This is a genomic window from Legionella jordanis, assembly GCF_900637635.1.
GTDB classification, from domain to species: Bacteria; Pseudomonadota; Gammaproteobacteria; order Legionellales; family Legionellaceae; genus Tatlockia; species Tatlockia jordanis.
Window position 1 is genome coordinate 2,405,068 of record NZ_LR134383.1, and the last position, 16,781, is coordinate 2,421,848.

The following is a 16,781-nucleotide window of genomic DNA, read 5'->3' on the forward strand; positions in this document are numbered from 1 at the left end:
CGGCATTTCACTTGGCAAAGTTTTAAATTGGCTACTTTAAGCGACGATTTGAGCTGTATTCTGGAATATTTAAGCGGGGCTGATTCACATCTCCTCAAAGCCCACTTTGAATATTACAGCGAAAGATCTTATGAGTTAAAACGCAATTATCACCATATTATTATTCTTAAAAATCCTGAGCTTGAAAGAAAAACTAAAGATATACTCAGAAATTTAAACATACCTGAGGCTCAATGGCAGCAATATCTCAGTTTGAGCATGTACAAGCTTTTACAGAAACTCAATCGCGAGGGTCATCCACAGATTGACTACATCTTGGAGTTAATAAAAAGAAAAACATGGAAAAGGTTTCTGCCCTGGTTACTTGCAGCAATTGGAGGAATTATTGTCTTAGCCGCCCTTCTATTTTCACCTCCGCTTGCCCCCCTACTGCAATGGCTTGAAGAAATATTAACCTCAGTTATTGGTTTACCTGTTTTAGGATTCTCATTTACCGTCCTGAGCACTGTTTTTCTTTTGGTGCAAAACCAAACCGATTCCAAGCGGAAATTGTTCAAAAGAAACCAGGACAGTATCTTTTTATTGCTTGGGGCGGGTATTAATTGTGCAGCTTATGTTCTATGGATAATGATTGCAGCTCCAATGCCACCCTTAGTCGCTGTATTATCCGTTATGGCCTCCGGGATGGATGTTATTAAAGAACTGTTTAATATTGGCCAAGAGTATTTCAGGTTTCACAATCGCCTTAAAATTCACGAAAGCACCAAAATGCTCGAGCATCAAGCCTATGCACGACACGTGTATGGATTTAATAAACATAGAAATGCTTTGCTAATTAATCTAGCCTCTTCCCTCTTGTTGCTTGGCATTATGGCTGCCTGGTGTTTTTTGCCCCCTGGATTGATTCTAACGATTGCAGCAGTCAGCGCAATTTGTCTGGTTTATACTCTTAAACGCTTTTTCTTAAAGGCGAATGAATCCAGGGCGAGAGCTATCTTACAAGAGGAATTAAGATTCATTAAACAAGAGTATGAAAAGGACCATAGAATCGAGCCTCAAGTCTCACCGGCCTTATCCCAACTGTCTAACTCGAACCCTTCTTCGCAAAAGGCGGCGCAGCCAGAAAATAACCCAAGCATAAAAGGGAAATCCCCTAAGCCTTGCACGGAGGTGGGGATAAGACAGACTTTAATTCAAATGGAACCCATGCCAACGCAGGAATCCCAGCTGCTGCACATCTAGATGGCCATACCAACCGTTTCTGCAGAAGCAACAAGAGTTTTAAGCCTTTCATGACATGCCAGCGATTTCACAGGCTTGAATAAAGTTGGCGCATAATTGCTTCTGAAATGATTCATCCGAGTAGTTTCCTGAGTGCCGGCACTGGTCACTGGGGCTTCTTCCTGTGGTCGTTCTTCTTGTTCTCGGGAGGCTTCTTCAGAAGATAAGCTTTCTTTTATCTCTCTAATAATGTCTCTGACTTGTTGGTGAAGTTTCGGGAACTCCTCAGCTAAAGCATCCTCGAAATTCTGATAATCACGTCTACCTATCTCCAAGAGACGGTTAAACGCAATTTGCGGTACTTTGTCGCAACCTAGGCTATCCACATTATCATGAATATCATACCATTCCAGTGCCAAAGTGTGCCTTAAAAGCAAATTGGCTTTTCGGGCTTCTAGCTCATCGTTCGTCAGCAAGCCATGGCGCTCATGAAAAGAGCGCTCAAGGGCATCGCAACGTTGCAACTCCTGAATGTAAATTTTACGAACAGTTTTTGCCGGTTCTTCCCCACCAAAACTATGAATCATTCGCGCATTCACTTGATATTCAGGAATTTCAAAAGCACCACCATAGTAGGACTCTCTCACTTCCTTATAGAGGCCCTCCTTAACCGTCACATACTTACTGGCCAGGGCTAAACCAAGGAGTATGGTGGGAATTAAAATCACAATAAAAGCAATTTCAGGAATGACAATTGAAGACAGCAATGCCGCAACCAGCACAATCATTAAAGAAACGATGATTAGAGGCATAACCGTTCTTACTATCTTCAAAACGGGGTCTTTCTCGTAATGAGCAATGTTGTAATATTCCTCATACAAAGGCCGAAAAGGACTGAGTAGGCTCGTTAAAATATCTTTGCCTTCTTTAATTTGATTCGCGGTGCGACCATAGTTATAAAGATCTAAAATTGCCAGAAATGAACTCTCATTTTGTGTGGAAAACCCTGTAGCTTGAATGAAAGCATGGGCATCACTCAGTCTGTTCATGAACTCTTTAAATCGTTCGGTCGCTCCATTTTTAAAAAGATAAGACAATGATCCAAGAATTTCTGTTTGCCCCTGAGCCACCGTTTGCAATTTTTTCCAGCGCAAAACCCTTCGTCCTTTCAGTGACTCTTCCAAAACTCTATTTAGTTCCTGTGCATAGTACTCTAACCATCCATCGAGATTAAATTTTCCACCCGATCTTGCCTCAAAATCAGTTAGCACCTGTTCAGCCAAGCTGTAGGCTACCAGCAAATTCAAATCTTCGAGGTCCAGATAATTAAACGGCAGGTTGGTTGAATCCTGAAAAATGCGGAATATAAAGTTACCAAGAACTTCCTTTTCCAGTTCCCGGAAATTAGGCTGTTGTTTTTCCAATTCATTGGAATAACCTTGTATTAACTGGGTACTTAACTGCTCTGAGGCCCGGGATGTAAAGAATTTTGCCAATTTTCCTGCACGGGTTTGTAGACGCTGTTTTCTTTTTTCCGCACTCAGAATTCTTTTTCTTTCAAGCTGTTCAGCGATGCTCGCTCTCAATGCTCTTGTTTCTTCACAAGTGGCAAACATTTCTCGCCAATGATGAGTGAACCTTGTTTTTTTCTGTTGAAGCTCTTCAAGTTTGTCTAACAAGGATTCAGAGCTACGGCTATACATTCCCTGCTGCTGGAACATTTCAGATTTGACTTCACCAATTTGCTGTTCAATGATAACTAGCTGCTGCAAAGATTCGCATATATCCATCCTTGAAAGCTGCAATTGCTCTTCCCTGTTTAGCAAGCCAAAATTTGGACAAATTTGCGGCAATACTTTGAGATAAATTTGAGCGACAACCTCTCGATATTCCGGGCTGTCTTTTATTAGTTCTAACAATGCCGCTCGAGTGGCTTCCGCATTTTCTTTAATTCTTTTTAAATCCGTTTCGATGTCAACTATAAAGGGGCGCCACCAGGGACTGGAATCTTTGTATCGCTTCCAGACGTCCGTAATGTTTTGCACAGCCTCAGTAAATTTCTTTCCAGCTTCGCTTGTTATAAAGGCATTTTTCCGTTTAACTGACAAGATGTGATAGCCTGGTATAAGAAAGTTAGCGACTTCTAAAGAATCCATATAGTGCTCAGTCAAAAGAAAATGGAATGATGCCAGCGAAAACTTAACGATTTATTAAGAAAAAAAGACATTTTAGCAAAAACTTTTACTAAGTTCCTCTTTCTGCTTTAATTTTGTAAGTAATTGCTTTGACCTGCGATGGCTCCTCCTCCTGAGAAGGGTTCGGGGAAATATCTCCTGCTCTTTCTAGAATCTTGTTAACCATTTTATCCATTTCCGCGTCCAAAGCATCGGTGTTTACACTACCTTTTATTCCGCTAAAAAAAAGAGAACGGTTTTTTTCTTTGTAATCCCTCTCATAGTTGGCGGTTTTTACAGCAGAAACGAACCGTTTTTCCTGAGTATGCACATGTAAAACATTGTTATAAGCTTTTACGTGGACGGTTTGGGAAAGCTTCGCTAAATGCAGCAAATCAATGATGTCCTTCAAAAGACAGGGCTTTAATTTTTTATATTCCCCTTCATCGATTTGAACATTATTAAAAAAGCAATAGATTAGTTTATTGTTTCGGTATTCAGAATGAGTCTTGCTGTAGGGTTTTTCCTGAGTAATGATTCTGGTTAAGGCAATGTACTCTTTTTGTGAGAGTTTCTCTTCACGTCCTCGTATGCAAGTCAAAGTCCCTTCTTTTTTCGGAAATGGAATTTTCTTTCCATTGGGGTAGATGGCCCTTTGCAATTTTTTACTCTCTTCATCCGACAGTATTCTTTGGAGTTGGTCCCCTCTTTTATTTTGAAACAACAGCACTTGATTGCTGGTTTCCTGAACCCAGACAAACATTTCCTCACAATTTAGCGATTCATATATTTTTTCATAGTGGCCGTTTTCAGGTAAAGAAGACATCAGTATGAGTGCAACCACTCCCGAGGGTTTGTTCTGACTTCTTCTTGCAATTAGCCGCTGATTAATTTCTTTTTCTTTGTCCAGTAAATTCGCCTTGGCAGAATTACAAGTCAGTAAAGTTAATCGACTGATGTTCGCATTAGACTTCAGAGTCTGTACAATTTCCAGATTTGACAAGCCCCCCAGTTTTCTTTGTCCAACAAAAAACGGATCATGACCTAAGACAACCAGGTTTAAATTCTTATTGGTCGCTAATAAATCCAGACAGTTTGACAGAAAATTGACATCTACGTGCAAAGTCTTGCCTACACGTTTTGAGGCATTGGCATAAACAAGATAGGAATCGCGAATCTCGGCATCTTCTTGCAGGGCTTGAGGTTTTGTCACTACCAAATGTTCGCACCGCGCCAAGAGTTGTTCAATTATGAGATGATAGGCTTCGTATTCAAACAGCAAAGGTGCAACCATAAAGTCCTTCAGAAGAAGTTCTTCCGGGCCAATAGCATCAATTATTTTTTGCCTTAAGGCAGAGGGAAGATACCCAATAGCTATTGCTTCACTTTTAACCCACTCCACACCGACCTTAAACATCATCCCTCTTGGCACATATCTCAGGTGTTCAGGGTTTTTCTTTACTGCATGAATAAATAATTCAGGGTTGCAAAATTCAGGCGGTATCCACTCCAGCAAGCTTGCATCCTGTTCAATGGCAAATGAATGTATATTTTGCGGTGAAAAAGGTTCTGGAAGTACCAAATTCAACTGAGTCCAGCTTTGTTTGAAGGCGGCAATTACTAAAGGATTATCCTTTGCTTCCTGTTTTAAATAGAAAAAGGCCCGCCAGTTTTTGTTCACGGCTTCAATATGAACTTCTTCATAAAGCATGCCTCCCGGTACCATGGAAACATTTTGCCAATTTTTTTTAACAGCATTCAAACAAATGTCCGGCGTCCGCAGCCAATAGGGAAGAAACTCAAGTTCTTGCACCCTTTCCTTAACCACATCTATAATTTTAGGAGTCAAATGCCCAGGTGACATTTCTTCAACGTAACTAAACGACTGCTCGAGGCAGGCGATGATTAAGTCATCGTAAATTAACTCTTCAGGAATAGTATAGATGTTTGGCCAATAGCCCTTGACCGCAATTAAGCACAGGGTCTGTTTTTCTACTTTGCTGAAAGTGGTTTCACTCAAAAACTCATTAAGAGACTTGGGATCCTCATCCAATGCTTTGCAAGCCTGATCAAAAAGCACGCTCATGGATACACCTAATACAAAACTGCTTAACATATGTAAATATAGGACATAATACCCCAAACAAGACCATTTAGGGTATTTTTTAATCAAGAGCTGTAACTATAAATTCAACAATCAACATGATATCCTGTAAATTCAGGAATTTAGGTCATAGAGAGCCGATTATTCAGCGGCACAAGAAGAATCGATGCTAACGAGCATCAGTATTCTTAAAGGATTAAATATGTATGTCTTCCGTCGCCTGGGCCTACACATTGTAAAATTTCTTCATTCTCAAGTTCTGGTTTTTCGTTTTTTTGGCCATTTATTTCATAGCTTAAAAGATGTGTTATTTGGAGAGCTTTCCATTACCTGGAATAATATGGTTGAAATTATGTATTATTCTGGAGCGCGATTAGTACTTCCACTGATGCTACTTTGCGCATTAATTGGTCTTTCAGTTTCACAAACCGCCTACTATCTCCTCGCCCCCTTTCACTTGCATCACAAGGCATTACCGGTTGCCCAGAATGTCATTACTCATGAAGTACTTCCTCTTATTTTGGGCTTTATTCTCTGCGTGCAAGCGGCCCTACACCTAATTAACACCAGACTGCGCAGGCACAGACAAACTCCCGAAGAAGTAATTTTAGATCATGTCTGGCCAATTATTACAGGAATGAATGTAACCTCTTTACTGTTATACACCTATGCCATCACTGTTATTTTACTGAGTTTTTATTTAAGCTTTCATCATGTATTGGGTTTCAGTATTCACGAATTCCTGCTCCACGCAACGAGTTCAACCACAATATTTGATTTGATGTATTGCGCGTTTAAGACTTTGATATTATGCCTCGTTGTGAGTTTTACAGCTGGCTATTATTATTATGAAGCTGCCATCAGGCAACTCTCACTGAGAAAAGCAGTCTCCAGGATTTTGACACGAGGTTCATTCTGGCTTGTGATAGCCAGTGTGTACATTACTTTTATGATTTAGGGATAACAATGCGGCATGAACGATTCTACATTCTAGTCGGTGTTTTTGTAGTAGGCGCCTTGTGCTTGATGCTACTGGGCGCCGCTTTTTTTTATGAAGAATATAAACGTTCGCAAGTGCAAACTTTTGTCATGTTTTTCAAGGGGTCATTGAAAGGCTTGGTAGCCAGCGCACCTGTAACTTATCGAGGGGTCAAAATTGGTGAAGTAAAGGTGATTGAGATCACAGAAAACAAAGCAAGAAATCAAGTTCGTATTCCAGTGTACGTGCAATTCTTTGTTGAGAAAACCTTTGGCTTTAGCCAAGATCCCATTCACCTCCTGATCAATAATGGATATGTTGCCAACATTAGCAAACCCAATTTTATAACCGGAGTCGCTGAGGTTGAATTGATTCAGTCTTCATCCCCACGTACATTTAAGCAAACTTACTATCACGGTTATCCAATCTTTCCAACTCAAAATACTATAGAAAAGTACACAACCCTGGATGAAGCGTTAAAGGCTGCCAAAAAGACTTTTGAAGACATCAGTGCCTTGGTTCGTTCAAAAGAGGTAAGGGACAGCATAGCAGCGGCAGAAAGAATGGCCCAAAGCATTGATCAGTTCACCCAAAACTTAAATCAGAGTGTTCCTGGGGTCATTGCCTACCTCAATTTAAGTTTGAAGCAAATATCCAATGCAGCTTATTCGACTCAAAATTTGGCGGATTATCTTTCACGTTATCCGGAATCCTTGCTGCGAGGTAAACGGTGAACATGAGCAAACTTGTCGCATTAATCAGTCTTTGTTTTATCCTTTTGGGCTGCGGGCGGAGCAAAGAAGCTCAATTTTATGTATTGAACCCCATTCCCCCAGCCAAAGAAAACCATCATCCCTATCGCGAACTGCGCATTGGAATAGATGAAGTCAGCACCCCCGGTTATGTGGAAAGACCACAGTTGATGATTCATTTTACCCCTTACCGCATGAAAATGGAGGAGTTCCATCAATGGGCGGAAGCATTAAACAAAAACATTAGCAGAGTCATTGAAACCAATATCAGCACTCTTCTTCCAGGTGCAGTCGTTGAAAGCCTACCCTGGGACAATCAATTCAGACCAAATTATCACTTGCAGGTTGAAATTACTCAATTGGATATTGATTTTCAAGGAAATAGTGTTTTACGTGCTGAATACCTCATTTACAGTGACCATGATCTTATAAGTAAACAAAACATTTATTATTGTCAGAAGGTTCAAATCATCAATGTCGAATCATTAGTCAGCAGTGTCAATTCAAATGTTACACGTTTAAGCCGAGATATTGCTCAATCCTTTCGAAGAATACATTAGCCAAGGCTATTTTGATGAACCAATTAAACATCGAACAACTCAGACAAGATACGCCTGGATGCTTACAAGTTCTGCATTTTAATAATGCCGGCTCGGCATTACCGACGAAAACAGTTGTTGAAGCGGTTAAAAACCATCTTGACTTGGAATTAAACGTTGGAGGCTATGAAGCAGCGGCACTCGTTGCCGATAAGCTCAAACAATTCTATCGTGTTGCTGCACAGTTGATTCATTGCGATCATGAGGAAATTGCATTTGTGGACAATGCAACTCGAGCCTGGGATATGGCCTTTTACAGCTTCAAATTTCATCCAGGAGACAAGATATTAACATCCAGGGCGGAATATGCCAGCAATTATCTAGCCTTTTTGCATCAAGCCAAGCAGAGCGGGGCCATCATTGACGTCATTGAAAACGATGACAGTGGTCAATTGGATGTATCGGATTTAACAAAGAAGATCAATAAGCAAGTTAAATTGATTGCCATTACACACGTCCCGACACAAGGCGGGCTAGTCAATCCGGCTGAAGAAGTTGGGCAACTCGCCAATGCAGCCAGGATTCCTTTTTTGTTAGATGCCACGCAGTCCATTGGCCAAATGCCCATTGATGTTAAGAAGATCGGTTGTGATTTTCTATGTGCGACAGGTCGCAAGTATTTACGGGGTCCCCGAGGCACTGGTTTTTTGTATGCAAACAGAAACATTATTGAACAGTGCAGTCCTCCCTTTGTTGATCTCCATGCGGCTAAATGGATTTCCGATAAAGCCTATATTTTAGAACCCAGTGCCCTTCGTTTTGAGACTTGGGAACAAAATGTAGCTGCTAAAATTGGCTTAACTGAAGCCATTCAATATGCGTTGACGCTAAATCTGGAAGCCACTTTTGCTAGAATTCAGCAATTAGCCAAGCGGCTTCGCGAAACCTTGCTGAATCTTAAAGGCGTGAAAATTCATGATTTAGGTCAGAAACAATGTGGAATTGTCAGCTTTAGTTCGACGCAAAAATCTCCTGCGGAAATTCAAGATTTTTTGAGAAAGAAACGAATGAATGTGTCTCTGTCGTTACAAGAGTACTCCAGGCTGGATATGGTTAAGCGAAACTTACCCGCTGTCGTTCGTGCTTCCGTACATTATTACAATACTGAAACAGAAGTGGATGTGTTTTGCACGGAACTCAGCAAATTTTTAAACAATTGAGTTCTCATCCTAATGATTAACCGCCCCAAGCCTGTCGCGTCGCTTGAGCAAGCCCTTCTCCCAGAAAACTCAACTGCGCTTCTGGATCCGCTTTCAAACGCAGCAAATGATCCAGCTCCTTTGCTTTGGCATTGACGAAATCTTCGTGATCTTTAAAAAACGTTTCGTGAAGGGATGTTGTCTTAAATTCTTTTTTGTTTAGCATTTCTTGTGCGGCGGAAAAACAGGGGGTAACAATGGCAATCTCTTTGATGCCAAATTTCATAAGAGCTGATTTTTCACCTAAAACTACTAAGGCAGTCCATAAATAGGGCAGCAATTTTTTATCGCCACCAAAAAGTAGGACAGGTTCCTTCAAAGAAGGTGCTTTATTTAGACTGAGCAACATACGGCTTGCCATCACCAAGGCATATTCAAACAAGGACTCTGGATCGTGGGCAACTGATTTCTCAACGGCGGTTAATTTAACCCCAGTCGTTTGATCACGAAATTTTTCCTCAATAAACATCGCCCTGGGAGAGGTTCCCGAGGTAATATCGACGTAATGCACGCGGCTTTTATTCTTTTCCAAAGCAGGAGCTAAGAACTCGCCCGTATCCCTGGAATCAGAGGCCATCACCGCAGGCTTGGGTTGGGCAATGGGGAACTGGTCCGCTTCTAATAGTTCCTTTTTTTCTTCAGCGAGAATATCTACATAACCATCAACATAAGGGATAAACTCTGGAGAATTTTGTATAATGTTTTCCAGAGCTGGCTTTGCTGATTTTGTATTTTCCTGCTCTAAAGAACTCTTTAAGTTTCTTTGTAACAATTGATATTGTTTTAATTTCTTTTGCAGGGATTCTGCTTTGCCTAGATCTTTCATTTTGGCAATTTCTTTTTCAAGCGCTTCAATGCTTTCTTCATTCACTGAAATTTGATGTTGCAGTCGTCGCTTGTTTTCAGCTTTATTACTAAAGAAATTGGGACGTATGCCATTGAAATTTAGCAAATTCCATAAAGCAGAATGTTTGAAATATTTTTGGTTCTTTTTGCAGGTGATTACTTGCTGAGTTAAAGTTTGTCGACTTTTACCATGTTTGCTATACCACTGATCCAAAGGCTCATTGGCATGATTAGCTTTCCAGTAATTATAGGCCCTCGCAGTCATGCGCAGGAAATCCACACCCTCATGTTTAGCGTCCAGATTATCGTGATATTCACACTCTCGCCAACCATTTTTATCATCTCTCACAAGATAAATCAGATCATTCATGATGGTTAAATTGATTTTGTCTCGGCTACGGTATTTATAATAGGTTTTAAACAGCTTAGTGCCATTTAAGCCGAGTTTAAAATAGGAACCTTGATAAACTTTAGATTCACATCCGATTGCACGATTATTCAAAGAAATCTGTTCGGGGTTGAATGCTTTGCTGTTCCAGGCTCGTGAATCCCCCATTTTTTTAACGGAGGTTTGAAAGCGATCGCGAAAACCTTTCTCCTCTCTTACTTCGGCAAATGCCTGGACAGCATCTAATTTCTCATAGGTTTCAAAATCTGCTTTTACACCACCTGGGGAGCGGACAAACGTATCCGGAATAACCAAACTCAATCGTCCATCTTCTAAAGCCGCATTTTTGACATGATTTTTAACAACGAGAGCTTTACTGTGCTCATGGAGGTTTTGAATCCCTTTATAGCCAACTGCCAGGGCAAATTGCAAAGCCATTTGCCGTGTTTGCGAAATTTCACGTTCAAAACTACCATCCACGGAAACAACATCATTGCCTCCGTCTTGATCCGTTTTTTGCAAAATATCTCGGTCCATGTGTTCAATAGCACCTTTGGCACCATAGGTTTTACCTGAACTGGAAGGACCACCCACCCATAAAATTAATCTTTTGGACCATTTTTTTCCTGGGAAATGTTTTAAGGATTTAAAAAAGACGGCATCACGAAACGCCTTACTTTTGCCCTCTTCTTCGACCGCAGCTTTGTAAAGTTTAAGACCTTCCTTTCCAAGGAAAGCTTCTAAATCAACCGTCTTTTCCTTCAGGGATTCATCGCGTTTAACATTTTGGTATTTGGTAGCAATAAAGCGAATAAACGCCTCACGGGCTTGCATAGGCTCAGGATCTTCATGGCAATCGGCATATAATTTTCTTTGAGCATCAGCTGTTAGGTAATGATCAATGGCAAAGCCCACATCAACTTGTTCCTGGGGACTGTCTTTTTGCAATTCATAATTGCCTATGCCATTAATCCAACTTTCTATTGTCTCATTTGCGATCATCTAGACTCCGACCCACAGTACTCAAGATCGGTTCCATCCGAGCCATTGCTTCCTTATTAAACAGTAGCAAATTTAAATTAGGGAAATATTAAGTTCATCCTCATAACCAAAAAATTTCAGGTTCTTAATGCGCTGAGGAAATAGAACACCATCCAAATGATCACATTCATGCTGAATAATTCTTGCATGAAAGCCTTGAGCCATACCTTCTATTGAGTTTCCATATGGATCAAAAGCCTTGTATTTAATCCAATTAGGACGGGGAACCAGACCTCTTAATCCGGGAACGCTTAGGCAACCTTCCCATGCATCATCCGTTTCCTTACTACACGCTTCAATGACGGGATTAATTAATATGGTAAAAGGAACCGGCCCTTCATTAGGATAACGGGGATTTGTTTCAAAACCATACATGATGACGCGCATATTGCAGCCAATTTGTGGAGCTGCAATTCCTACGCCGCAGTGTTCATGCATGCTGTCTTCCATGTCTTTAAGCAGATTTGCAAGATTAGGGTAATCCAGGCCTTGTTGTTCAAAATTGACAAGCGGAGAAGATGGTTTTGCAAGCCTTGGATTCCCCATTTTCAAAATGACTTGAGCCGACATCCCATCCTCTCCTGGAGTTAATTTCCTAAAAATATTTAATCTAACTTCCAATTATAGACTAAGACAATCCCAACACTATTTTAGCTTGCTCAACCGCTTGTTGCTGATAGGGTTCATCATCCCGCTGTTTAGGAAACATACTCATGACCTGTAATAAGCCCTCAGTCTGTTTAATTTTTTTGCTTGAAGCACGAATAGCAATCAGTTGTCCCGTGCTGCCATGCTCATCATAGCTCGCTTGTTTACTGATACCCATATAGACCGTTTTATAACTTTCAGGTTTACTTACTGCCTCAATATTTTCCTTTCCTTTCGCCTGCCGCCTCAACATTCTTGCATCTTGAAACTCACTAAGCGGAAGAATTAAGGTTTTCTCATTTCTATGTTGGATAGTATCAGCAATAGACTCACCAACATGAAACACTATATGAAGAACAGGTCGAATGAACAATAGCATCGGGATATCAACAATCACCTTGACTAAACTGGTGATGGTATAAGCAATTGCAGCTATGAGATCGACTAAAATTTTGAGAAGTCCACGAGAAATTTTTAGGTATAATGAGGAGTTTGAATGAGCTCCCACATCAATAAGAGCATTCAAACCATATCGTATAAATGAAATCGTATTTAGCAGCAAACTCAAAGGATTAAACAGCAACCAGATTAAACTTTGCAAAGCCTTTGGTTTTAATTTAAATGCACCATTTTCTAATTTGAATAGAGTTATCATAACAGGCGCTTGCGCAAACAAGCTTTTTAAATATCCACCATTAGTGGTGGCCCAGCGAGTATCTCCCACACTTTGGAAGGTCACCATGGTTGATAATAGGAAGTTATAAAAACCTGTTGAGAAGCTAAAATAGGATGAAAGACCAGCCTGAAAGATCTTTTTATACGTTTCAATAAAATAATTGTTGTCCAGAGAGGTCTTATCGTTTAAATCCTTCTTCGCCTTTTGAAGATAGTAATCCAGTTTGTCGCAAAACTGCTGGCTGGCTTTATAAGCGTTGGTGCCAGGAATGAAGCGCAATAGAGCCCCTAATCCGAAATACCTCCTTGTGCAGTGAGTATATAGAGCATACGAGTCTTCCAGTGGCTTGATGTCTTCTGCTTCCTTTTTAAATAAACCCTTATAAATTGCCGTATATTGTTTAAACCGCCCATACATTTCAGTTGGAAACAAATAAAAAGCCATATTAATCCTTGCTCATTTTGAGAGTCATTATTTTAGCAAATTGTCTCCCGCAAAGACAATATTGAATAGACAAGCTTTCAAACTTGTTTGTCGTTTTACGTATTTAAAAATTTTAGGTAGAATTTCAAAAGACTAAGCCTAATAAAAATAAAAAATGCTCTCCTTAAGCCAGCTCACAATAAAATCAATTCTTGCTGTTTTCTTGCTATTGCTAAGCATTATTCCAGCTGGTTGTATGGATTTGGCTTCGCAAACACCACCAGAAAATAAACTTGGAGTTAAGTACAAGAAAGGCCAAGTATACACCATGCGTGGTATAGGAGGCATTTTTAGCACCGGGATGAACCGCCTTGAAAATACACTCGATAATCAATACAGAGTTCGAACTGCCAGCACAATTTGGTATAAAGCCAATAAATTAAGCGATCACATTATCCAACATCGCAAGGATAAGAGCCTTGAAGGCCCCATTGTTTTAATTGGCCACTCCCTAGGCGCTAATGAACAAATAAAAGTCGCAAAAAACCTCTATAAGGCCCATATTCCTGTTGATTTGCTCATCACAGTCGATGCAGTTTCCCCTGTAAAAGTTCCGCCTAATGTTAAATATGTGCTCAATCTCTACAAACCGGCATATGTCCCCATGCTAAGTGGCTTAAAAGTGAAAGCTGAGGATCCGGAATTTACCTACATCAACAATTTTGATGTCTCCCAACTAAAAGGCATCTACGTCAATCATTTTACCATTGACAAGCATAAAGAAATTCAGAAAATTATGCTTGAAAATGTATTGGCAGTGATTAATAAACCTAACCAGAAACATACTGAGTCACTGAGCAAGACCAGGATGCACAGCTAGGGATCAACTAAGAACTTCGTTCTGCAACAATTGTGTGATCATGAATTCATCAGCCCGTAAAGCAACAAGAGTTTGCATCATCGGCGCAGGTCCTTGTGGCCTGGCAGCGGCCAAAAACTTACTTCAGGAAGGAGTCCATCAATTCACCGTATTTGAAAAAAACTCAAGGCTTGGAGGAAACTGGGCATTTGCTGAGGGCAACGAGCATTCCAGTGTCTATGAAACCACCCACATCATCAGCTCCAAACGCATGTCTCAGTTTGAAGATTTTCCCATGCCTGGTGATTACCCTGACTACCCCTCGCACAGCCAAGTTTTAAAGTATTTTGAAGACTACGCACAACATTTTGGCATTTTACCCTTTATAAAATTCAACTCTCTGGTTGAAGCAGTTAATCCCTGCTCATCAAAGCAGTGGCAGGTCATTTACCACGACGAGCAAGGTGTGCATGAAGAAATCTTTGATCACCTTATGGTAGCAAACGGCCATCATTGGGATCCCTTATTTCCCTCTTATTCAGGTCAATTTTCAGGTGAAATCCTTCATGCTCATCAATACAAAAGAGCAGCTCCATTTAAAGATAAACGAGTGTTGGTCGTGGGCGGGGGCAATTCGGCTTGTGACATTGCCGTGGAAATCGCAAGGATTTCACCAAAAACGTGCATCAGTATGCGCAGGGGCCAACATATTTTCCCAAAATTTATTTTTGGTAAGCCCACTGACATCCTTTTTTCCAAGATCAACTGGATTCCCCTTTGGTTAAAACAACATTTAGCAAAAGGTGCCATTCGCATTCTGCAGGGGCGCTATCCAAAATATAAATTGCAAAAACCAAGTTGCAAACCATTGGAAATCCATCCCACGATCAATTCAGAACTGCTTTATTTCATAAGGCATGGAAAAATTCATCCAAGAAGGGGAATTGAGCGTTTTGAAGGAAAGACTGTCCATTTTGTGGATGGCAAGCAAGATGATTTCGATGCAGTTATTTTTGCCACTGGATACAAAATAAGTTTTCCCTTCTTCAATAAAGAATTAATTGATTACAGCAGTATTACTCACATTCCACTGTATCGAAAAATGATTCACCCCGATTTTGATAATTTATTTTTTATTGGTCTCGTGCAACCGCAAGGTTGTATTTGGCCGCTTGCTGATTATCAATCGCAAATGGCCGCTAAAATCATTTCGGGGCAATTAGCGCGTCCGAATCGTTTAGCATATAAGATAAAAAAGGAACTGAAGCACACGCAGAGCCATTATAAACAAAATACCCGTCATGCTTTAGAAGTGGATTACTTAGCTTTTCGCCGCTTGCTATTGAAGGACTTAAAGAAAAAAAATTCCTTTAAAAGACTAGAGATCAAATTCCAAAATTAGAGCTCAATGAATTTCTGAGTAAAAGGCAAAGCCTTTTTTGCCTTTTAATTTGACTCGATACATGGCCTCATCCGCTTTTTGTAACAGGCTTTGCAGGCAATCGCCGTCTTCAGGATATAAGGCAACGCCAAGGCTCACCGTTACGGATAATTGGGTACCATCAAGAAAATAAGGATAGGATAATTGCTTCATTAATTTACTGATGATTTGGTTCACAGAAGCCGCATTAATTATTTCGGGAATAAAAATAGCAAATTCGTCACCTCCCAATCTGGCACAAACGTCTTCCTGACGAAAAAGACACTTCAGTCGATTTGCCATCTGCCTTAGAACCTCATCTCCTGCTTCATGGTTTATTTGATCATTTATGGTTTTGAAATTATCAATGTCTAAAAACAACAGGGCAGAACGACGCTGATGTCGCTTGGAAAGCGCAAGCAGGCGTTCAGCGGTCTCTTCAAAAGCACGTCGATTGTGGAGGTTCGTTAAATGATCTCGCGAAGCCAATTGTTTAAATTTATCTTTTTCTTGGCGTATGTTTTCTTGGGTTTTTAATGCCTGAGCATAACTGGCCGCATAACGAGATATTAAAGCAAACAAAATCATAAGGTAACTGCATAATTGCAAAAACAAGGAACCAAAGTAATTGCTTTCATAATGGCGGACCAGTCCGAAAGTAACGTATAAAGACATAATGCACTGGCCCCAGGCGTAATAAACCATCCCTCTGGCAATTAGATTTTGGCAAACTTTTTTAAAGAAAATTGTTAAAATTAAACTGATGTGAACAGCAAAATTAATGAATCCAGTTGGATTTTTTATAAAGTGTTCAGGAAAAACAATGATCGGAAATAGATGACTCGCATGCAGTAAAGTTATTAAAAAATATTCACTGAGCGGAAGAAGTAAAATCAGTAAAATAATTTGAATATTGTTTTGGCTGCTTCCCTTGGGGAATAACATCCCACTTATAAGCAAACCACCCGTTAGGCTGTTTGCAAAAAGCCAAATATAGGCATGCACGTTTTCTGCGTCTAAAAGACTTTGATATACCCAGGTATTCCATAATATGGAAGACATATAAAAGTAAGCAGAGAACAGAAAAGATGTTCCAAGCACCCACATCAGATTATTTTTGCTCAACAAATAATCAATGGTTGACAGCAATAGGATGACTACAGCAATGAGTGCAATCGACCATTGATACAAAGCCAGGTAAAGACTTTGTCGGATATGAGAGTGGGTAATCAGCCCTAAATCAAACCCCATGCTCATACTAATGATGGGGAGGATGATTAATAAAACCAGCAAGGTCTTAAATAGACTCGGGGTAAACTTAATTATTTTTTCAGCATTGCCTTCATACATTTATTGCTTCCCATGTTCCCTGTCCAATTAAAATTTTTAACCGTTAACCAGCCATAAACTAGCATTTATTTATAAGAATAGATGCTTTATTAACAATACTTT

At 40.2% G+C, this 16,781-nt stretch carries 13 protein-coding genes; 7 read left to right on the plus strand and 6 right to left on the minus strand.

The window, feature by feature from the left end; translation table 11 throughout:
* Window positions 1–27 precede the first annotated feature (27 nt).
* Window positions 28–1,242, plus strand: a complete 1,215-nt coding sequence (locus tag EL203_RS10775) for an APC family permease (RefSeq protein ID WP_126320119.1) — start codon at window positions 28–30, stop codon at window positions 1,240–1,242.
* On the opposite strand, the gene EL203_RS10780 is transcribed toward EL203_RS10775, so the two are convergent.
* The gene (locus tag EL203_RS10780) at window positions 1,239–3,377 is read right to left on the minus strand and encodes a hypothetical protein (protein ID WP_058471979.1); all 2,139 of its coding nucleotides are present in this window, start codon (window positions 3,375–3,377) and stop codon (window positions 1,239–1,241) included. The genes EL203_RS10775 and EL203_RS10780 overlap by 4 nt on opposite strands.
* 88 nt (window positions 3,378–3,465) lie before the next feature.
* The gene (locus EL203_RS10785; protein WP_058471978.1) at window positions 3,466–5,481 is read right to left on the minus strand and encodes a hypothetical protein; all 2,016 of its coding nucleotides are present in this window, start codon (window positions 5,479–5,481) and stop codon (window positions 3,466–3,468) included.
* 220 nt (window positions 5,482–5,701) lie between these two features.
* Here EL203_RS10785 and EL203_RS10790 point away from each other — a divergent pair, with 220 nt between their 5' ends.
* From EL203_RS10790 to EL203_RS10805, 4 genes are read left to right on the plus strand one after another with little or no spacing between them, the layout of a single operon-like run.
* On the plus strand, window positions 5,702–6,457 hold the full coding sequence (locus EL203_RS10790; protein ID WP_058471977.1) for an ABC transporter permease: 756 nt from the start codon (window positions 5,702–5,704) through the stop codon (window positions 6,455–6,457).
* Between the two features lie 8 nt (window positions 6,458–6,465).
* Window positions 6,466–7,212 (plus strand): MlaD family protein, encoded by a 747-nt coding sequence (locus EL203_RS10795; RefSeq protein ID WP_082647201.1) that lies wholly within the window; start codon window positions 6,466–6,468, stop codon window positions 7,210–7,212.
* Window positions 7,213–7,214: 2 nt separating this feature from the next.
* Entirely contained in the window at window positions 7,215–7,790 is a 576-nt protein-coding gene (locus EL203_RS10800) for a PqiC family protein (protein WP_058471976.1), read from the plus strand.
* Between the two features lie 14 nt (window positions 7,791–7,804).
* Window positions 7,805–8,989 carry an aminotransferase class V-fold PLP-dependent enzyme gene (locus EL203_RS10805; RefSeq protein WP_058471975.1) on the plus strand — a complete coding sequence of 395 codons (1,185 nt, stop codon included), beginning with the start codon at window positions 7,805–7,807 and terminating at the stop codon, window positions 8,987–8,989.
* 16 nt (window positions 8,990–9,005) lie between these two features.
* Here EL203_RS10805 and EL203_RS10810 read toward each other — a convergent pair whose 3' ends face one another.
* From EL203_RS10810 to EL203_RS10820, 3 genes are all read right to left on the minus strand, one after another.
* Window positions 9,006–11,264, minus strand: a complete 2,259-nt coding sequence (locus EL203_RS10810) for a hypothetical protein (protein ID WP_058471974.1) — start codon at window positions 11,262–11,264, stop codon at window positions 9,006–9,008.
* A 72-nt stretch (window positions 11,265–11,336) separates the two neighbouring features.
* Entirely contained in the window at window positions 11,337–11,873 is a 537-nt protein-coding gene (gene def / locus EL203_RS10815) for a peptide deformylase (RefSeq protein ID WP_058471973.1), read from the minus strand.
* A gap of 58 nt (window positions 11,874–11,931) precedes the next feature.
* On the minus strand, window positions 11,932–13,071 hold the full coding sequence (locus tag EL203_RS10820; protein WP_058471972.1) for a hypothetical protein: 1,140 nt from the start codon (window positions 13,069–13,071) through the stop codon (window positions 11,932–11,934).
* Between the two features lie 154 nt (window positions 13,072–13,225).
* Here EL203_RS10820 and EL203_RS10825 point away from each other — a divergent pair, with 154 nt between their 5' ends.
* Together EL203_RS10825 and EL203_RS10830 are read left to right on the plus strand one after the other, a co-directional pair.
* Entirely contained in the window at window positions 13,226–13,930 is a 705-nt protein-coding gene (locus EL203_RS10825; protein WP_058471971.1) for a hypothetical protein, read from the plus strand.
* Between the two features lie 40 nt (window positions 13,931–13,970).
* Complete coding sequence (locus tag EL203_RS10830) at window positions 13,971–15,311, plus strand: flavin-containing monooxygenase (protein ID WP_058471970.1); 1,341 nt, start codon at window positions 13,971–13,973, stop codon at window positions 15,309–15,311.
* A 3-nt stretch (window positions 15,312–15,314) separates the two neighbouring features.
* On the opposite strand, the gene EL203_RS10835 is transcribed toward EL203_RS10830, so the two are convergent.
* Window positions 15,315–16,679: a GGDEF domain-containing protein gene (locus EL203_RS10835; protein ID WP_058471969.1), complete on the minus strand. Its 1,365-nt coding sequence runs from the start codon at window positions 16,677–16,679 to the stop codon at window positions 15,315–15,317.
* Between the last annotated feature and the right edge of the window lie 102 nt (window positions 16,680–16,781).

Excerpts from the sequence above, each read along its gene's own strand:
- EL203_RS10780 (WP_058471979.1), bottom strand. The coding sequence starts at position 3,377 with ATGGATTCTTTAGAAGTCGCTAACTTTCTTATACCAGGCTATCACATC.
- EL203_RS10785 (WP_058471978.1), bottom strand. The coding sequence starts at position 5,481 with ATGAGCGTGCTTTTTGATCAGGCTTGCAAAGCATTGGATGAGGATCCC.
- EL203_RS10790 (WP_058471977.1), top strand. The coding sequence starts at position 5,702 with ATGTATGTCTTCCGTCGCCTGGGCCTACACATTGTAAAATTTCTTCAT.
- EL203_RS10795 (WP_082647201.1), top strand. The coding sequence starts at position 6,466 with ATGCGGCATGAACGATTCTACATTCTAGTCGGTGTTTTTGTAGTAGGC.
- EL203_RS10800 (WP_058471976.1), top strand. The coding sequence starts at position 7,215 with ATGAGCAAACTTGTCGCATTAATCAGTCTTTGTTTTATCCTTTTGGGC.
- EL203_RS10805 (WP_058471975.1), top strand. The coding sequence starts at position 7,805 with ATGAACCAATTAAACATCGAACAACTCAGACAAGATACGCCTGGATGC.
- EL203_RS10810 (WP_058471974.1), bottom strand. The coding sequence starts at position 11,264 with ATGATCGCAAATGAGACAATAGAAAGTTGGATTAATGGCATAGGCAAT.
- def (WP_058471973.1), bottom strand. The coding sequence starts at position 11,873 with ATGTCGGCTCAAGTCATTTTGAAAATGGGGAATCCAAGGCTTGCAAAA.
- EL203_RS10820 (WP_058471972.1), bottom strand. The coding sequence starts at position 13,071 with ATGGCTTTTTATTTGTTTCCAACTGAAATGTATGGGCGGTTTAAACAA.
- EL203_RS10825 (WP_058471971.1), top strand. The coding sequence starts at position 13,226 with ATGCTCTCCTTAAGCCAGCTCACAATAAAATCAATTCTTGCTGTTTTC.
- EL203_RS10830 (WP_058471970.1), top strand. The coding sequence starts at position 13,971 with ATGAATTCATCAGCCCGTAAAGCAACAAGAGTTTGCATCATCGGCGCA.
- EL203_RS10835 (WP_058471969.1), bottom strand. The coding sequence starts at position 16,679 with ATGTATGAAGGCAATGCTGAAAAAATAATTAAGTTTACCCCGAGTCTA.